Source organism: Micromonospora alfalfae (genome assembly GCF_022230925.1).
Taxonomy (GTDB): Bacteria; Actinomycetota; Actinomycetes; order Mycobacteriales; family Micromonosporaceae; genus Micromonospora; species Micromonospora alfalfae.
Genome location: NZ_JAKKFH010000062.1, coordinates 179,639 through 195,941 on the forward strand (window position 1 = coordinate 179,639; position 16,303 = coordinate 195,941).

A 16,303-nucleotide genomic window follows, 5' to 3' on the forward strand; every position below is an offset into this window, starting at 1 on the left:
ACTCCTCACCTAGACCGGGACGATGGGTACTTCGGCGGCGCCACCCGCAGCGGCGCCCCCCGCGCGACCTGCCCCGGCACCGGAGGCGGCACCGCCCTGCGAAGGCTGGCCCGAGCTGGACGGCCCGGCTGAGCCGGCTGCTGGGCTGTGCCCGGACGTCTCTGGCGTCGGAGCCGCCGGGGACGGCGAGCTGGCGGCAGAAGGTGCACCGGTCGGGGTGGCAGCGCCCCCGCCGCTCGTGGCCTGCGGGGCGTCCTCGCCCTGCGAGCTGCCGGCTGCCGCGCCGGTGGCCTTCTCTCCGATGGCGTTCGGTGTGACCGGCAGCGCGGGCTGCCCGCTGGCGTCTCCGGGCGCGGTGAGCTGCCCCTCGGCCACATCGGTTTGAGCGGTGCGGGAGTCGCGCTCGATCCCCTCAGCTTCTTGGGCGTTCTCTCCGCCGTCGTGTTCAGCCCCCGGTTCACCGCTCGGCTTTCCGACCTGGTCGCCGTCGCCGCTTCCTTGCAGCGCTTCCACCGCCTCGGGAACGGCGCTGGGCCGCGTGCCGAGCGGGCCAGCACCACTGGTGGGGTTTGTCGGAATCGCGTCGGCGTTGCCCTGCATCAGAGATGCGGCGTCTGGGCTGTCGCCTCCACCGCTGAGCGGATCGGCCAGGCGGCGGGCGGCGGCGTCCATACCGACCGCGCCGGCAGCGGAGGTCAGGAAGCCTCGGGCGTCGACGTCGGCCAGGTAGCCGTCCCACATGCTCGTCAGCCGCAGCAGAATCCACGGCGCGAGCACCATCAGGATGATCATGAACATGCCGCGCAGCACGTTGAGGACGTTGTCGCTCTCGTAGGTGCTGCGTGTGCCGTAGATCCACAGGGCGGCGATGAAGAACTTCGAGCTGGCCAGGGCGTTGCAGGTCCAGAACCACTTACGGCCCCAGGAGCGCGTCTCGGCCATCACCTGACCGGTCATCGCCATGGCCCCGAACAACGCTGCCCCGGCGGCCAGCAGGGAGCGGAACAACAGCATCACGAACACCAATACCAGCCCGATCACGCTGATCACCGCGACGACGAAGGCCAGCAGGATCGTGCTGGTGTCCGCGGTGAGCGCGTTGAGCGCGTCCACCCACATGCTCGGCTGCCAGTCGCGTTCCTGATTGCGGGCGATCAGCGCCACGGTCGCCTCGTCCCACGCGGCCATCAGGATGTAGGCGATGCCGCCGGCGAAGGCGATCCCGAACATCGCGCGCACCAACCCGCCGAGGGTGGCCAGGGGCCCGGGGCCGTTCATGCGCAATCCGTTGATCGCCGTGGAGATGAGGAAGATGAGCAGCACCATCAAGATCAGTACGCCGGAGATGTCGTTGTAGACGTCGTAGAACGGCTCGTCCGGCACGGCGGAGGACTGTTCGAACACCACCTCGGCCAGCTTGCTCAACGCCCAGGCGAAACCTGCCACGGCAATGTCGGCCAAGCCCTCGAACCCGGACCGAACGATATCCTTGGCCTTCTCGTCGACTCTGCAGCTCACACTGAGTTTGCAGCCCTCGGGCTTGACGGACGAGAACGGCAGCAGCGACGTACGCAACGCTTCGCATCGATTTTTCTTGGCGGTCCACCGTTCGGCGTTGCCCGCGTCCTCGGCGGCGCTGTCGGCGAACCGCTCGCACCTCACGGGCGAAGCGCCGTCTTTCGGAAACTGATCGTCGAGCACCGACGCCGTGTCCGCCGGCGGCGGTGACTGCAGGGTGAGCGACACCGCGTCGCAGCGTTCCTGCTCTACAGCACCGACAGCCTTACCGCAGTCGGTGATCCACCCGTCGCCGGACTCCCATTCAGCCCACCGCAGGCACCAGTTCACCTGCGGTCTCGCCTGCTCCTGGCCAGGTCCTGACGACTGCCCGTTAGACGACGACGCTGGGCACGGCTTGCCCGGGGCGGACGTCGGTGCGGGTGCTGCCGCAGCAGATTGCGCTGGCACTACCGCGCAGACCAAGGTCAGCACGCTGATCGCCACGCCGATCCCCCGCCAGGAAGCGTTGACCCAGGACATGAGATCAGACCGTCCCCGGCACCCACGAGCGACCGCTGAGCACGTCGAGCAGCGGCTGAGTGTCGCGCGGACCGCCGTCGCGTCGGGTGCCGCGCTGATCAGGCGGAGGTACCGGCAACGGCCGCTGCGCGGCCACCACACGCCAACGGTCGAGCGTCCAGCGCACCGTCACCGACTGGACGTACCAGCCACCCGCCAAACCCGCCTCCGGGCCGGCGACCACACCATCGGTCGCTGACCCGCTGAGCGCGCAGAGCAACAGCCGCGCCGTGACCTCGGCGCCCTGCTGCACCCGTGCGTCAACGTCCGCGTCGGGCACCCACACTCGGGCAGCCACGGTCTGGGAGATCCCCTCACCGTCGGCCGACGGTGAGCCGCCGCCCATCATCTCGGCCACCGCCGGGCCCGAACCGTCGACTGCGATCGTGTCCACCAGCGCCTGCCGCTCGACGTCCGGGCGGCCCGCCGCGGCGGACACCGCCACCACGTACGCCGCCGCCGCGTCACCGGCGCCGCGAGGCGTGCCAGCGAAGCCAACCGGCACTCCCCGGACGAGACGGTCGCCGTAGCGCTCAGGCGCACTCGACTCGGGCGCACTCCGCTCGGGTGCGCTCGCCCGGCCCGCAACGAAGACCGCCGCCCCGGCAACCACCACGCAGAGAACCAGCGACACTACGGCCGATCCGCGTCCGCCGTCGGTTGCCTTGTAAGTTGCTCCCCGCACGCGGGGCACCCCCTAAATCTCGCTCAACAGGAAGCCGATGATCGATGTCGCCGAACCCACGACGATCGCCACGAGGCCCGCCTTCCACATCATCGATTTGCCTCGATCGCTGATGATGTGCGCGCCGAAGATCGGTCCGATGCCGAACGCGATCGCGCCGGCCGCGAGACCAGCGACGGCGGAAATCACGCCAAGGAACAGCGCGGCGTTTGCCAACTTGTAGAACAAGTCCGAACGCGGCACCGCCGCCGGGTCAGGGCTGATCCGACCGAAGTCGAAGCCCCCGGACGGCGTCGGCGTCGGCGTCGGATCAGGCGCCAGCGCGGCCACCACCGAAGGTGCCCGCACCGTCATCACGGCAGCTACCCAATGCACGATCACAACTAGTTCCTCCCCCGTGTGAAGTCACCGTCCTCAGGCGACAGAAGCCCTCTCGCGTGATGGACCAGGATCAGCGGGGCAGTGTTCGACGACGATCGAGGCGACCTCTGTCAGCGCGGTCCGCGTGGTCTTGCTCAACGACCGCGGATCGAGCGGGTCGGGGCGTGCGAGCACCGGATCGAAGGGAACCCGCACGAGATGCGTCGCCGCCTTTCGCGCCAGGTGCTCGACCGCGCGAACCTCGCGAGCGGTGGAGTGTGTGGTCGTCATGACCACCACCACCGCCGACTCCGCCACCTGATCGAGTCCCGCAGCGCGAAGATGCGCCAGCAACCGCATGGTGTGCTGCAACGCATCAACGGTCGCGCGGGTCACCAACACCGGCACCGTCGACCACCCCAACGCCCGCCAGGTCGGCGTGTTGTCCGCCGCAGGGAGATCCAGCAACGCCATGGTGTAAACCGACCGCAAATGGCCGATCACACCGAACGTCTCCGGCCAGGTAGTTGGACGCCGCTGCGCCGTCATCTTGCTCTCACCGACCAGAACGCGCAGGTCAGTCGGCCCTCGCTGCATCAACCCTTCAGCGACCAGAGGGTCAGCCAGCCGCTCCTCCGCAGCCACCGCGTCCCACGTCGATGCGGAGTTGCCCCGGGCCACACGGTGGCCCAGCCCACCCCACGCACGGCCGGTTGCGTCCATCGCCACGATCGGAGCAGGGCTGGCAAGCGCCAGCACACCACCGAGCGCCGCCGTGAGCGTCGATCGTCCGACACCGCCGTCCGCAGACGACAGGGCCACCAAGGGACACCCCGCCCGCAGCGACGCCGCACGCAGCCACAGCGACTCCACCTGACCGCCGCCGCCGAACTCGCGGGGAATCTCCCGCGGCGCCCGCTCTGCTTCCCGCGACCACCACGGGCCGCTCTTCGCAGTCGCAGCTGGCACGACAGATCGGCCGGGTCCGCCTGGCGGAGCGGGTGATGCCCGCTCCGCCAGTGCCCTCCACTCGCCGGTCTCCGGCACCTCCGAAGAGGTCCCGGAGCCGGCGAGGTGGCCTGATCGGTCAGTCGATAAATCTGACACGTCCGCCTCCCCCGAGGGCTTGCCGCACAGCACTGGCCAGCGACGGCAGGACGCTGCCGCAGGCCGGTCCCCCGTTACTGTCACGACCTGGACGTCGACCACACGATCAGGCCAAATCGGAGTCCGCTTCGCCACAGGGCGTCACGTCCTCACGAACGCATCGCGGGCCTCGCAACCCCTCCGTGGAGGCCGACCGATGCGCTACCCTCAACCGACCAAAGTTGGCGCGAGTCCAACTTTGTGTGGATCGGGCACTGAGAGTCAAGCACAGATCACGGCAGGGTTCCACACAAACTTGGATGTATGGCCAACTTTAGTTGGATTGTGGGGTCACGATGGGACAGAACGAGGAGCCACCAGGCGGGCCAGGCTCAGCGCTGATCAGCCAACGGCTTCAGTCGCTGTACAAGAACCATCGCCCAAACCGTCCCTACAACGACACCGAGGTGGCGGAAGCCCTCAAAGCCAAGGGATACGGCACCTCAGGGGAGACCCTCCGACGGCTACGGACCGGCGAACACGCCAATCCGAAGGCATCGACGCTGACAGCCTTGGCCGAGTTCTTCGGCGTCGGTGCGGGCTACTTCCTTGACCCGGAGCCGGTCAGCGCGAAGGTACAAGTAATGACGCGCTCCATCGAACAACTATCCGACGGGGCAAAGGAAGGCATCGACGCGATCATCCAAAGCACTTTGAGGATGGAGCAAGCCGCGCGGGAGGCCGCCCAACTCGCCGCCGAGCAAGCCCGGCGAGACGCACACTGATCTTCGCTGCCCAGGACGCCGTGCCGACAGGGATGTTCGCCACGACCTGGCTCAGGTCGTCGTGGACGATGCGAATCGTCGGATGGTCACCGGCGTGCAGCTCCAACTCGGCGAGGAGCTTGGCGCTGCTGTCGACCGCGAGGATGCTCGGATAACCCATCCTGGCCAGTGCGACCGACTGCAAACCCGAGCCGCAGCCGAGGTCGACCGCGAGGCCGGTGCCGTTCGGGCCGGCGACGCCCGCTCGACGGAGAGCATCGAACTGCTCCTCGACGAGGGTCATGTAGGGCGCACCGAAGATCCAGGTGTAGTGGTCGGCGAGAAAGCCGCCATAGTGCGGGTTCATCAGCGCTCCACCCTGCTTGGCAGTTGGCCTTAAGTACTTCAACGATGAGGAACGGACCAGCCCCCGGCGACGGGACCGCATTCCCCCGCGCAGGGGAGGAGGAGCCGCTCGCCGGTGTCGAGGCCACGCTCCTACCCATCCGGGGGGCGGGCGCGGCGCAAGGGAGTGGGGTCCACGGACCAGAGCAGGCGGCGCCACCAGGGGCGGGCGGAGCGCAGGGTGGCCACCTAGACAGTGGACACTTCCGCGGCGCGAGCGGCCTCGTCGGCTGTCGCGACGCCGGGAGCGAAGCCCGCCTGATTGAGCAGTGCCGCCAACACGTCGACGGCCGGCGCGACGCCGGTTGTGCCGCCGCCGGTCGCAGCCGCTCGGGCATCGGCGAGGGCCTGGCGGGCGTGCCCGGCCACCTCGATCGCGGCTAGATCGTCCCCCCACCTGTCGACCGGCGCGGCGAACCAACCCAAACTGGCCGACTCGCCCGCAGCAACAATCTGGCCCGGCAATCCCACGCCCTCGCCTGCACCGCGACGCCCCGCCGCGCGCCTGCGGCGACTGCGGGCTACCCGTCTGCAGTTGTCAACCTGCTCGAATCACGAACCGAACCAACCAATGGTGGCCGCATCTCCACGTACGCCAAAGCCGCAGGTCACCGTCGCCGCCGACACCTCGAAGGCGCATGACAAGCAGGTGCACGCCTGGCCAGAGCTGAGGTTCATCGCTAGCGTCACGAGGCTCCGACGCCAGACGGCGTCAAGAGCCACCAGTAACGCCACGGCCGGAAGGGGCGTATTGCATGGTAGATCGATGGGCCGTAGAGCGTGCAGTTCGAGACGCTGACTGTTGCCTTAGCCCTTCCGGGCGCCACCTTATCCTGACGCTCTTGACCTGGACCGATACCGCAACCGCAGTGATCCCTCCGCAATTCTCGCCGAGCTTGACAGACCTGGAACGTGCGACAGGTTTGGCCCGCTCCACGATCGGAGTCTGGCTGAATCGACTTGAGAAATTGGGCTGGGTCATCCGGTTCAGGCCAAAAGTGGAAGACGCTCGCCGCAGAAAAGCACGAACCGCCTATCGCCTTCGAGTTCCCACCGGCTCAGGGGTTGGTACGGCCACAGCACCACCGCTAGTCCGGCAGCCGGACAGATCTAGTACGGCTGCCGGACTGGGTCCAAACAACAAACATCGTCCCACCGCGCGAAGCTCATCGAACACCCGCCCAAGTCACTCCTACACCCCAGGAGCCAATGGCTACTGCTCTTATCCCGATTGCGGCAAGTCCGCACCGCTCCATTGAGCAGATGAAACGGTCGTTCGGAACACCGCCAAGGCGGACGCTAATGACTTGCGGAGTCTTACCTTCTTCGAGATCATTGTCAGCCGTCTCCGACGGCGTGCCAGAAGTCGTAGTCGAGCATCACTACGCAGACCGCCGTGGGAGTGACCGACACGGCGACCAATGGGACCCAGTCCGCAAGCCATCCAGCACCAGACAGAAGCGGGCATACCAGGTCGAATCCGACTACGGCCGCCAGTCCAAGAGCAGGGGGAACGCAGTGCTCAAGCTTCAATTTGCCGAGTCGATGCGCGAGCCTGCGGGATCCTGCCATAGACCTCGTTCATGAGGCGTAATAGGTGATCAGCAGCGTGTAGCACTCCCGCAGGCTTCTGACGCTCAGGGAAGTTCCGGCTTGCCCATGTATTAAGCGCGACTGCGGCGAACGTCGAGAGCTGAGCGAGAAAGGCCATAGGATGCTCGATCTGATTATCCGCTGACCGATGACTAGAAAGCATCTCCGTCAACCGGTAAATAAAATTGAACCGTTCAGTGAAGTCCGGATGCGTTGCGGCGCTATCAAGTTCCACCCAAGAGTCAGTGACATGCGCATGTGTAACTAGCGCAAGGGTCGCCCCCGCCACGGCCCTGTAAATGTCGGGAAATTGAGGCGTGCCATCCAATGCCTGCGCAACAATCAGATAGGCCAGAATATCGGCTTGAAGTTCCTCGCGTTGCGACTGATTGAACTGAGACATCATGTGAAAGGCACCCAGTTGTTCGATCGCTTCGTCAACCGCAACCTTGGCCTTTCGCTTGTCTCGTCGAGAGACGGTATGCCCCAGAAGGTGGTGAGCCAACTCGTGCGCGATTACGAAAGACTCGGCCGCGTCGACCATATCCTCCTGCAACATCTCCCGACCCTTGGCCCAGCGAGCGGCGACAGGGTTAGCAGCTACCAACAGTCGCCTGTCCGCCCAATCAGATCGCGCAGTATCGAGCTGCTCCCAAGGCTCGGCGAATCGCTTGTCGAGTTCATGCACCATAGATTCGAGTCCAGGACGCTTCGCCGCAACATCCCCCACGAACGATTTGAGATTGTGAAAGAACTCATCGTAGGCGGCGGCATACGCGCTCAAGGTGAAGGAATACTGGACATTGATTTCTATCACCCCAGCCTTACGTTCAGTCCAAGCCATCGCGTTCAGGTCACCCTTAAGCACTCTACCCACGAAGAGGTTATTCGCCAGCGCTCGCCACTCACCGGGGACCGATTCGATCAATTGCTCGATGGTGATCGTCAACTGTGGGCAGTTCGACCGGTCCGGCCTCCACTCCAACGCCCGCTCTAGGACATTATCGTCGACCGGGAGAGGTCGATTCGCGTAACGGAAAAGATGAATCCAAAAGTTCAACTCCTGCGGCATTTTGTGTTCGTGAAAGAACTTGCCCCGAGAGTTCTTCAGAGTAGCCACAAGGCATCACCTTACCGACCATCCTTGATAGGACCTAGACAACGACACGCGTTCGAGTCTAGCTAATCCTCTTATGTCTGTTTACCCACTGGGTGCGCCTACCAGGCTGCGGCAAGCGCCCGTTTTACCTCTCAGCATGCCTCCCCGGACACCTCCACTAGTGAACGCCTGCAAGAATATGGCGTGGCCGGATTCGACTTTCAGTTCACGTACACCGAAGTCCAGGAGCCCATCGTTCGGGTATGCCAGGCTGCGGCCAGAGCACGCGCACGAAGGCTTGGGATCTCATGTCGGTGGAGAACTCTCGATGACCGCCATATCCTCGCAACGGTTGACGGAAACTCTCGACGCACCGACCTACTCGGGTACCGTCTGGAGCGCGATCTTCCATTAGGACGCCCAACTAACGGTCGAGTCCCAACTTGTACCTCCATGCCGCCGACAGATCCCACGGTGGGGTCCGGCCCTGCAAGACCGGGCCCCACCAGATGACTAGGCTAGAGGGTGCGGCTCATTGGTAAGCGCTGACACGGCAGCGGCGATTTCCTGCGGTGTTGCTTTCACGTAGGTGGCTGTAGTGCCAGCGTCGCCGCCGCTCTCCGAATGGCCAGCATAGGCTCGCGCGATAGCGTAGCCAAAGTTCCTTTCCACCCATGTCAAAGTAGTGTGACGTAACCAGTGGGTGCTGATCTGTTGCACGTAGACCCACGGCAGGTGCTCGCCGATGCGCACCCACAGATGGTCGTAACGCCGGCGCGTGATGGGCGCACCGTCCCGATAGCGCAGCAGCTGCCCCGCCGCCGTCGCGCCCCGCTCCTCAGCATGGCGCTGCAGGTATCTCATCAGCGTGGGGGAAACTGGTTGCCAACGCACCGAGTCCCCCTTCTCTCGCAGCAGAATCAAACATTGGTCCGGGTCAAGGTCAACCGGACGGAGCGCCAGAGCTCCACCGCGCCGACACGCCGTTTCGGTGTGCAGCCGCAAGAGCAAGGTGTCGAGGGCCGGATCGTTGCCTGTGCTGGCCGCAACCTCGTTTATCTCGGCCAGCCGCGTGTCCGCCACCGCCCGACGCGTGCTTGGTAGACGCCGCGGCTTCGCCACCTTCAAAGCAGGGTTGTCAGCCTCTGCGATGAAACCATCGGCTACTGCCCTTTTGTAGAGACACCGCAAGGCGGCAATCAGATGCTCCGCCGCGCTTCGGCCTCCGCGGGCATTCCGCCGAGCCACAACGTGCGCCTTGACGTACTCCGCCAACTTCTCAATTTCCGACGGCGTGGGCTCGTCGAGCCTGCGTTGCCCCCAGTGTTCCACCACACGGTTCCAGTAGGAGCCATAGGCACGTTTCGTACCTTCCGAGACCGCAGCCGCCACCACGGGAACGTATTCGGCGAAGGTCGGCGACGGAGGCCGAGCCACGGCGGCCTCCAGAAGGTCGGCAGGCGAGATGCCCATCCGAGCAAGAAGGAGCCGAGCCGCTGCCACCTCAGCTTGACTCGCCGATGCGTCACTCATGCTCGCCCCCGAAGACCGCATCGTGAGCCTGCCCGATCATCTCGTCGAGCTTTGCAGGCGGATGAACCACCAGGCGGTTGCTGGCTGGTTCAGCCACGATGAGTACGCGGTCGCCGGCGGCGAGGCCGCACCATTGACGGACCACTGCCGGCAGTCGGATGTGGCCTTCCTTCGTTACCTTGAAGACGCCTTGCTTGTCAGCTGATACGACGATCAGCCCTCGACGCTCCCGAATGCTCAGTCGCAATCCGGGGGTCCACTGGAGTTCCTTCATCGCGCACCGGTCGGCGATCCGACCACGCGAGTCGAGCGTCGCCACACCATAGACAGCTGCGCTGCTTCGCGTGGCGGCAAGACTCGGAAGTGGTAGCGGAGGACGCCTCATGGACGCCGAGGGGGAGCCAGAAGCAACGCGCACGCCAGGTGCCAGACCGGGCAGAGCAACGGCGGGAATCACTGACGAGCCGCCGCGCGTCATCGCGGAGTTCGTCCGGCGCTGGTCACTGAGAGTAGTGCCAGACGGAGTGTCTGATGGGTTTCGGCGGTGGTCAAGCATCCTTGACCACCGCTACGTCTACGTCGCACATATGAGACGTACTGGTGTCCGAGGGGGGACTTGAACCCCCACACCCTATACGGGTACTAGCACCTCAAGCTAGCGCGTCTGCCATTCCGCCACCCGGACCTGCACGTTCAGCCTACCTTGCCGACCAGATGATCTTTCCATCCGGTGGTTGGCACTGTGGGCCGCACGGGGAGTTACTGTACACGCCGCTCGTGGATCATGCACATTGCCTTCCGGCGCCTCCCCCGGGCCGCTTCCGCCGCTGCGCAAGCCGCCTCAAAACGGCCACTCCGGCACACCGTCGGAGCGTGTCCGGGTAGCGTCCGGCGGCCCTGTGACGGCAGCATTGCCACGTGTCCCATCCCTCCCCCCTGGCAGCCGCCCAGCACCGAGCCCTCGCCCTGCGCGCCGCGGGCGATCTCAGCGCCGCCCGGCAACTGCTCGCGGAGGCCGTCGAATCCGCTCCCCCGCCGTACGGTGCCGACCATCCCGAGGTGCTGCACACCGCGCATCTGCTGGCGCGGCTGCACCGGGAGGGGGACGATCCGCTCGCCGCCCGCCGGGTGTTGGAGGAGGCGTTCGCGGCGGGCGAGCGGCGCTGGGAGCACTCTGACCCGCTGATGCTCGCGCTCGCCTTCGAGCTCGCGGAGGTGGCGGAGGAACTCGGCAACCGGCACGAGGCCCGCCGCAACTACACCCGCGTCGCCACCGCCGGTCCCGCCGCGCTGGGGGAGAACCACCCGGCGGTACGCGCAGCCCGCGACTACCTCGGCCCACTCCCGTCGACGTCGGGCGAGCAGCACCCCACGCCGACACCCGGTCCGGTCCCGGTGACCGAGCCCGGTGCCCGGTCGGCGCTCTCCGGCCCCACCCTGTCGCTGGCGACCCTCGCCGCGATGCGGCCCTCCGCCGGTGGCCCGCCGCCCGCCGTCTCACCCTGGGCGCCGCAACCGCCGGCCGCACCCCGACAAACCCCTCCAGCGGTACGCGCACCAGCCACACCCACGTCGCCCGGCCACGCCACCCCGGCACCGGTCCCAGCCCCTCGGGCGACGCCCGTTCAGCCGGCAGCTTCCTCGATCGCGCCAGTCTCGATCGCGCCAGTGCAGCCCGGCCCGCCGACAGCCCCACCCAGACCCGCGACTCCGCCCCGCCCGCTCGCCGACGCGCCACGGCCGGCGAATGCGATGCCACCCCGTCAACGTCCCGACGAGCAACCGTCCGGACCGGCCCGGCCAGCGGTGGGTCCGGTGCCCCGGCCGAGGGCTGAAGGCCCGCCGACGACGCCGGCCGCGCAGGGGTCACCAGACCGACCGCCGTCCGGGCCGGCCGTGGCACCACGTCAACGGGTGGGTGACCACGCGACCCCGCCGGTGGCCGACGTGCCGCCCCCGCCGTCGACCCCGACTGCCCCGGCGTCGACCGCCCCGCCGACGACACCGGCGGTGCCGGCACCTCGCTGGGACAACCCCACGATCCAGGTACGGCAGATCGAGCCACTGCTCGCCGAGGAAGCCGCCCGAGCCGTCGACCGGCCAACCGCTCCGAGCGAATCGCACAATGTGTCCGGCGCCGAGGCGTCATCATCGGGCAGGCCCTCTCATACCCTTGGCCAGCCGGGGCCGGCGTACCCGGTGAGCGGACCACCGACCCAGCCCATCGGCGCCCCGCCGGTGACCCCGCCTCCGATCTCCGCGCCCCCCAGCCAGCCGTATCCGGTCTCGGGACCACCGGCCCAGCCATACCCGGTCTCGGGACCACCGGCCCAGCCGTACCCGGTCTCCGCACCACCCGGCCCCGCATCGCCCGGCCATGCTCAACCCGTGTCCGGACCACCCGGGCACACCTACCCCGTGTCCGCGCCACCCGGCTACGCCCAGCCCGTGTCCGGACCACCCGGGCACACCTACCCCGTGTCCGCGCCACCCGGCTACGCCCAACCCGTGTCCGGACCACCCGGGCACACCTACCCGGTGTCCGCGCCGCCGGGTTTCGGGCCGCCCGCCTCAGGGCCGCCGTACGGACCACCAGTCTCCGCGCCTCCGGTGAGCGCGCCACCAGTGCCGCCCTGGGGGTTGACCGCGCCACCCTGGAGCAGCAGCGCCCCATCACAGCCCCTGCCCACTCCAGGCACCGACTCCCCCGCACAGACCACGACGCCTACGCCGACCACGGCGGCTGCGGAGGCCGGCACCGCTGGGCAGCACACGCCCGCTGGGCAGCACACGCCCCCTGGGCAGAGCAAGCCCGTCGGGCAGCACACGCCCGGCGGGCAGACCATGATGGACGCGGGCGGCACCGGTGCGGACGGTGATTCCGGGCTGGGCATCCTCGACGCCCCGGTGGTGCCGCCCCAGCGGGCCCCGAGCACGATGTCCGACCAGACCGTGGTGCTGCCGTCAGTTCCGGCGGATGGCAGCCCGGCTGCGGGCGAGGCCAGTCTGGGCTGGCGAGCCGCGGCCCAGCCCGCTCCAACGGTCACCCCGGCAGGCACCGTCGTCGCGCAAACGCACTTCACGGCCGCCCAGGCACACCCGAGCATCGCTCAGGCGAGCCCGATGGCCGGGCAGTCGAGCCCCGTCGCGCAGCCGGTCTGGTCACCGGGCGTCGGCGCGGACCCGACGCTGGTGCCGCCGGCCGCACCGCCGCCGGCCCAGCAGTACCACCACCAGCCACCCCCGGCGCCGTACCCGACCCAGGACCAACACCAGGCGCCGTACCCGGCCCACGACCAATACCAGGCCCCGTACCCGGCCCACGACCAGCACCAGGCGCCGTACCCGGGTCAGCAGTACCACCCGGTCCCGGACGCGTACCGGGCGGCGTACACCGATGATGGTGGGTCGACGGGCCGCAACCGGGCGGCGGTGATCGGCGCGGTCGTGGCCGCCGGGGTGGCCGTCGTGGCGGTGGCGGGCCTGGGCGCGGTGATGCTGACCCGCGACGATCCGCCGCCGGCCGGGACCGCGCCGACGGCGGCGGCGCCGACGGCTGCCGGGCTTCCGCCGGGCGACCTGAAGTTGCGCGACGATTCGGCCACGATCACGTTGACCTGGACGGACCCGACCGGTGGCGCGGTGCCGTTCATGGTCGCCGCCGGGCGGACCGGGCAGGCCCTGGGCGTGATCGCCACGGTGGACCCGGGCCGGACCAGCTACACGGTCAACGGATTGAACTCCCGAGTGGATCACTGTTTCACCGTGTTGGCGGTCTACTCCACTGACAGCTTTGCGACTTCCGCGCAGGTCTGCACCGCGCGGGAGCGCCAAGCCACACCAAGTGGGGAGCCCTCCGGCCGACCGTCGCCGCGCTGAGCCGAGCCGGAACCGCGCCGAGGCGAGCGGAAACCGGGCTGAGCTGGAGGTCCACAACGCACACTCTCGGTATCCACAGGGGTGACGGTGCGGGTTCCCCCGCCACCACCAGCGCCATATGATGGCACCCGGCTCAGGGCAGGGGTCACCGGAAGGCGCGCCACCTGCCACGACTCAGGGGAGGCAGCCGGCTGTGGCCAGCATCGACGACGCCGTACCGACCGAGGCCCCCCGCTCCCGGTCACGGCTGCGCGGCGGGCTGGTGACCGTCGGCACGGTGGCCGCGCTGCTGGCCGCCATGGGGTTGACAGTCCTCGGGTTGGGTGCGGCGGACAACGCGGTGGCCAACTACGACGCGAGTTCCTGGCTGTGGAGCGCGGCGCGCAGCGAGCTGGCCCGGGTCAACGGGGTCACCGCCCGGGTGGACACCCGCACCGAGATCCCCGGTGCCCGGCAGCACCCGATGCAGATCACCCAGACCGACCGGCTGCTGATCCTGCGGGACCTTCAAACCGGGCAGATCAGCTCACTGGATCTGGCCACCCTCCAGCTCAGCGCGACCACCCGGACCACCCCTGGCCTGGGCGTCAGTGTGGCCCTGCACGAGGACTCGGCGTTCGTCGTCGACGCCGTGCAGGGCATCGTGCGCCAGCTCGACCCGCGATCGTTGACCCCGGTCGGCGAGCCGGTTCGCTATCCGCCGGGCATCGCCGGCGGCACCTTCGACGGTAAGGGTCGACTCTGGATCGCGGTGCCCAGCCAGGGCACTGTCTCGGCGATCACCGCCGCCAAGCTGCCGTCCGCGCCGGCTTCGGCCGCGCCCGCGGGCGCCGGGCTCAGCCCGCAGCGGGTCGAGTCGTACGACGTCGCCGACGCCAGCCACGAGCTGGTGGTCTCCACCCTGGACGACGGGGTGGCGGTGCTCGACCGCACGGCCGGGAAGCTGGTGCGGGTGCAGCGCGGTGAGGTGCACCCGACGGCGTTGACGCTGTCCGGCCCGGCGGCGCTGCCCGCGCGCACCAGCGGTCCACGGGTGCCGGTGACGGTGACCGCCGACCGGCGGGTGCTGCTGGTGGGTGACGGTGGGCAGGAGAGCGCGTTCACGGTGCCGGGTGAGGGGGATCGGCTCAGCGCGGCGGTGGCCTGGGCGAACCGCTTCTACTGCGCCGACGAGGCCACTGGCACCATCTACTCTTTCGACGCGGCGGGTCAGCTGGTCGAGACCATCCGCGGGCGGGCCAACGGGCCGCTGGAGTTGGAGGTCCGGGAGAACCATCTGTTCATCAACTCCCCCGACGCGGCGACCGCCCGGGTCGTGGACGACAAGCACCAGGTGCGTGAGGTCAACAAGTACGCCAACGACGTGCTCGGCGGTGACCCGCCGCCGGTTCCCCCGCCGCCGCCTCCGCCGAAGAAGCCGCGGGTGGGCAAGCCGAGCGCGCCGCGCGGCGTCACCGCAGCCGCCGGCAACGCCCAGGCGCGGGTGAGTTGGCGGCCGGCCGCCGCCAACGGCGCCGAGATCATCAAGTACGTGGTGCAGGGCGCCGGGCAGCGCCTGGAGGTGGGCGCCAACCAGCGTGCTGTGGAGGTGAAGGGTCTGACCAACGGCGAGACGTACCGCTTCGCGGTGCACGCCGTCAACGCCAAGGGCGACGGCCCGCCGCGCAACAGCAACCCGGTGACGCCGACCGCCGCGGTGCCCGATGCACCCGCGAGCGTCACCGCGCAGGAACGGCCGGACGGCACGGTGCTGGTCAAGTGGCCGGCGGCGAACGGGCAGGGCAACACCATCGCGAGGTACGCGGTGACTGCCAGTTCGGCGGGGACGAACGCCCCGGCGGGCGAGTCGACGAAGACGGAACTGGTGGTGCCCGCCGGTGAGTTGGAGTTCGGCACCCAGTACGCGTTCACGGTGGTGGCTGTCAACAGCAAGGGCGCCGGGTCGGCGGCGTCCCCGGTCAGCAACACCGTGGTGCCCTTCGCGGCGCCCAGTCGACCGCTCAACCTGCGCGCCGGCACTGTCGCCAACCAGCCGGGCGCGGTGACGGTGCAGTGGGCGCCGGCCGAGGCCAACGGTCGGCCGGTGACGAAGTACCTGGTGGACGTCGGTGGGCGGGTCAGCGAGGTGACCGACACCCGTACGACCGTCACCGGGCTGGGCAACGGCCAGAACGTCACGGTGAAGGTGAAGGCGGTGAACGAGGCGGGGCCGGGCCCGGAGGCCACCGCCACCGCCCGCACGGTGGCGGAGCCACGCGTCACTGTGACCGGCTCGTCGTCGACGGCGACCGGGGCGACTGTCACGTTCACAGTGGACGCCGGTGGCGGGCAGGCCACCTGCACGCTGACCACGACGGGCGAAGCGGCGAAGGCCGGGGCGTGCTCCAGCATCACGATGACGGGCCTGACGCCGGGCACGAATTACAGGTTCACTGTGACAGCGAGCAACGCCGCCGGTAAGGGCACCGCGAAGAAGGCGCAGGCCACCCAGCCGCTGTTCGGGATCGCGACCTGCCGCAACGGAGCGTCCGGGCCCGAGTCGACCTACTGCGACAGGGACGTGAGCGGCCGCAACGGTAATGAGATCTTCTCGGTAGCCCGGCAGGACAACGACAAGCAGGTGGGCTGGGCGAAGCCGGGCCGCCGGTTGCAGGCGTACTGCAAGAAGTCGGGCGAAGAGGTGTACGCCTACATCTACAACAGTGACAAGCGCAGCACCTGGTGGGTGCAGGTGAACTACGAGGGGAAGAACTACATCCCCTGGGCCTGGCTCAACCTGGAGGGCGGCGACAACATCAACGTCCTGCCCACCTGCTGAAC

The 16,303-nt window shown here is 68.3% G+C and carries 12 protein-coding genes and 1 tRNA gene; 3 read left to right on the plus strand and 10 right to left on the minus strand.

The window, feature by feature from the left end:
* Positions 1 to 9: 9 nt before the first annotated feature.
* The 4 genes from MED01_RS33790 to MED01_RS33805 form a co-directional block, all read right to left on the minus strand.
* Positions 10 to 1,848, minus strand: a complete 1,839-nt coding sequence (locus MED01_RS33790; protein WP_238672539.1) for a hypothetical protein — start codon at positions 1,846 to 1,848, stop codon at positions 10 to 12.
* A gap of 196 nt (positions 1,849 to 2,044) precedes the next feature.
* A complete protein-coding gene (locus MED01_RS33795; protein WP_238672541.1) occupies positions 2,045 to 2,713 on the minus strand; it encodes a hypothetical protein in 669 nt (222 codons plus the stop codon).
* A 63-nt stretch (positions 2,714 to 2,776) separates the two neighbouring features.
* Positions 2,777 to 3,145 carry a hypothetical protein gene (locus MED01_RS33800; RefSeq protein WP_238672542.1) on the minus strand — a complete coding sequence of 123 codons (369 nt, stop codon included), beginning with the start codon at positions 3,143 to 3,145 and terminating at the stop codon, positions 2,777 to 2,779.
* 33 nt (positions 3,146 to 3,178) lie between these two features.
* Positions 3,179 to 3,997 carry a MinD/ParA family ATP-binding protein gene (locus MED01_RS33805; RefSeq protein ID WP_238672544.1) on the minus strand — a complete coding sequence of 273 codons (819 nt, stop codon included), beginning with the start codon at positions 3,995 to 3,997 and terminating at the stop codon, positions 3,179 to 3,181.
* A gap of 569 nt (positions 3,998 to 4,566) precedes the next feature.
* Here MED01_RS33805 and MED01_RS33810 point away from each other — a divergent pair.
* A complete protein-coding gene (locus tag MED01_RS33810) occupies positions 4,567 to 4,995 on the plus strand; it encodes a helix-turn-helix domain-containing protein (protein ID WP_238672545.1) in 429 nt (142 codons plus the stop codon).
* On the opposite strand, the gene MED01_RS33815 is transcribed toward MED01_RS33810, so the two are convergent.
* From MED01_RS33815 to MED01_RS33840, 6 genes are all read right to left on the minus strand, one after another.
* Positions 4,910 to 5,341 carry a class I SAM-dependent methyltransferase gene (locus tag MED01_RS33815; protein WP_238672547.1) on the minus strand — a complete coding sequence of 144 codons (432 nt, stop codon included), beginning with the start codon at positions 5,339 to 5,341 and terminating at the stop codon, positions 4,910 to 4,912. The genes MED01_RS33810 and MED01_RS33815 overlap by 86 nt on opposite strands.
* Before the next feature lie 227 nt (positions 5,342 to 5,568).
* A complete protein-coding gene (locus MED01_RS33820) occupies positions 5,569 to 5,850 on the minus strand; it encodes a hypothetical protein (protein ID WP_238672548.1) in 282 nt (93 codons plus the stop codon).
* 1,051 nt (positions 5,851 to 6,901) lie between these two features.
* Positions 6,902 to 8,092 carry a phage exclusion protein Lit family protein gene (locus MED01_RS33825; protein ID WP_238672550.1) on the minus strand — a complete coding sequence of 397 codons (1,191 nt, stop codon included), beginning with the start codon at positions 8,090 to 8,092 and terminating at the stop codon, positions 6,902 to 6,904.
* Between the two features lie 492 nt (positions 8,093 to 8,584).
* Entirely contained in the window at positions 8,585 to 9,604 is a 1,020-nt protein-coding gene (locus MED01_RS33830; protein WP_238672551.1) for a tyrosine-type recombinase/integrase, read from the minus strand.
* The gene (locus MED01_RS33835; RefSeq protein WP_238672553.1) at positions 9,597 to 9,923 is read right to left on the minus strand and encodes an AbrB/MazE/SpoVT family DNA-binding domain-containing protein; all 327 of its coding nucleotides are present in this window, start codon (positions 9,921 to 9,923) and stop codon (positions 9,597 to 9,599) included. The genes MED01_RS33830 and MED01_RS33835 overlap by 8 nt, the downstream gene beginning before the upstream one ends.
* 279 nt (positions 9,924 to 10,202) lie before the next feature.
* Positions 10,203 to 10,289 (minus strand) — tRNA-Leu (locus tag MED01_RS33840).
* A gap of 233 nt (positions 10,290 to 10,522) precedes the next feature.
* Between MED01_RS33840 and MED01_RS36430 the strand changes: the two genes are divergently transcribed.
* Both MED01_RS36430 and MED01_RS33850 read left to right on the plus strand, forming a co-directional pair.
* On the plus strand, positions 10,523 to 13,483 hold the full coding sequence (locus MED01_RS36430) for a tetratricopeptide repeat protein (RefSeq protein WP_274526653.1): 2,961 nt from the start codon (positions 10,523 to 10,525) through the stop codon (positions 13,481 to 13,483).
* A 193-nt stretch (positions 13,484 to 13,676) separates the two neighbouring features.
* Positions 13,677 to 16,301: a fibronectin type III domain-containing protein gene (locus tag MED01_RS33850; protein ID WP_238672555.1), complete on the plus strand. Its 2,625-nt coding sequence runs from the start codon at positions 13,677 to 13,679 to the stop codon at positions 16,299 to 16,301.
* Positions 16,302 to 16,303 lie beyond the last annotated feature (2 nt).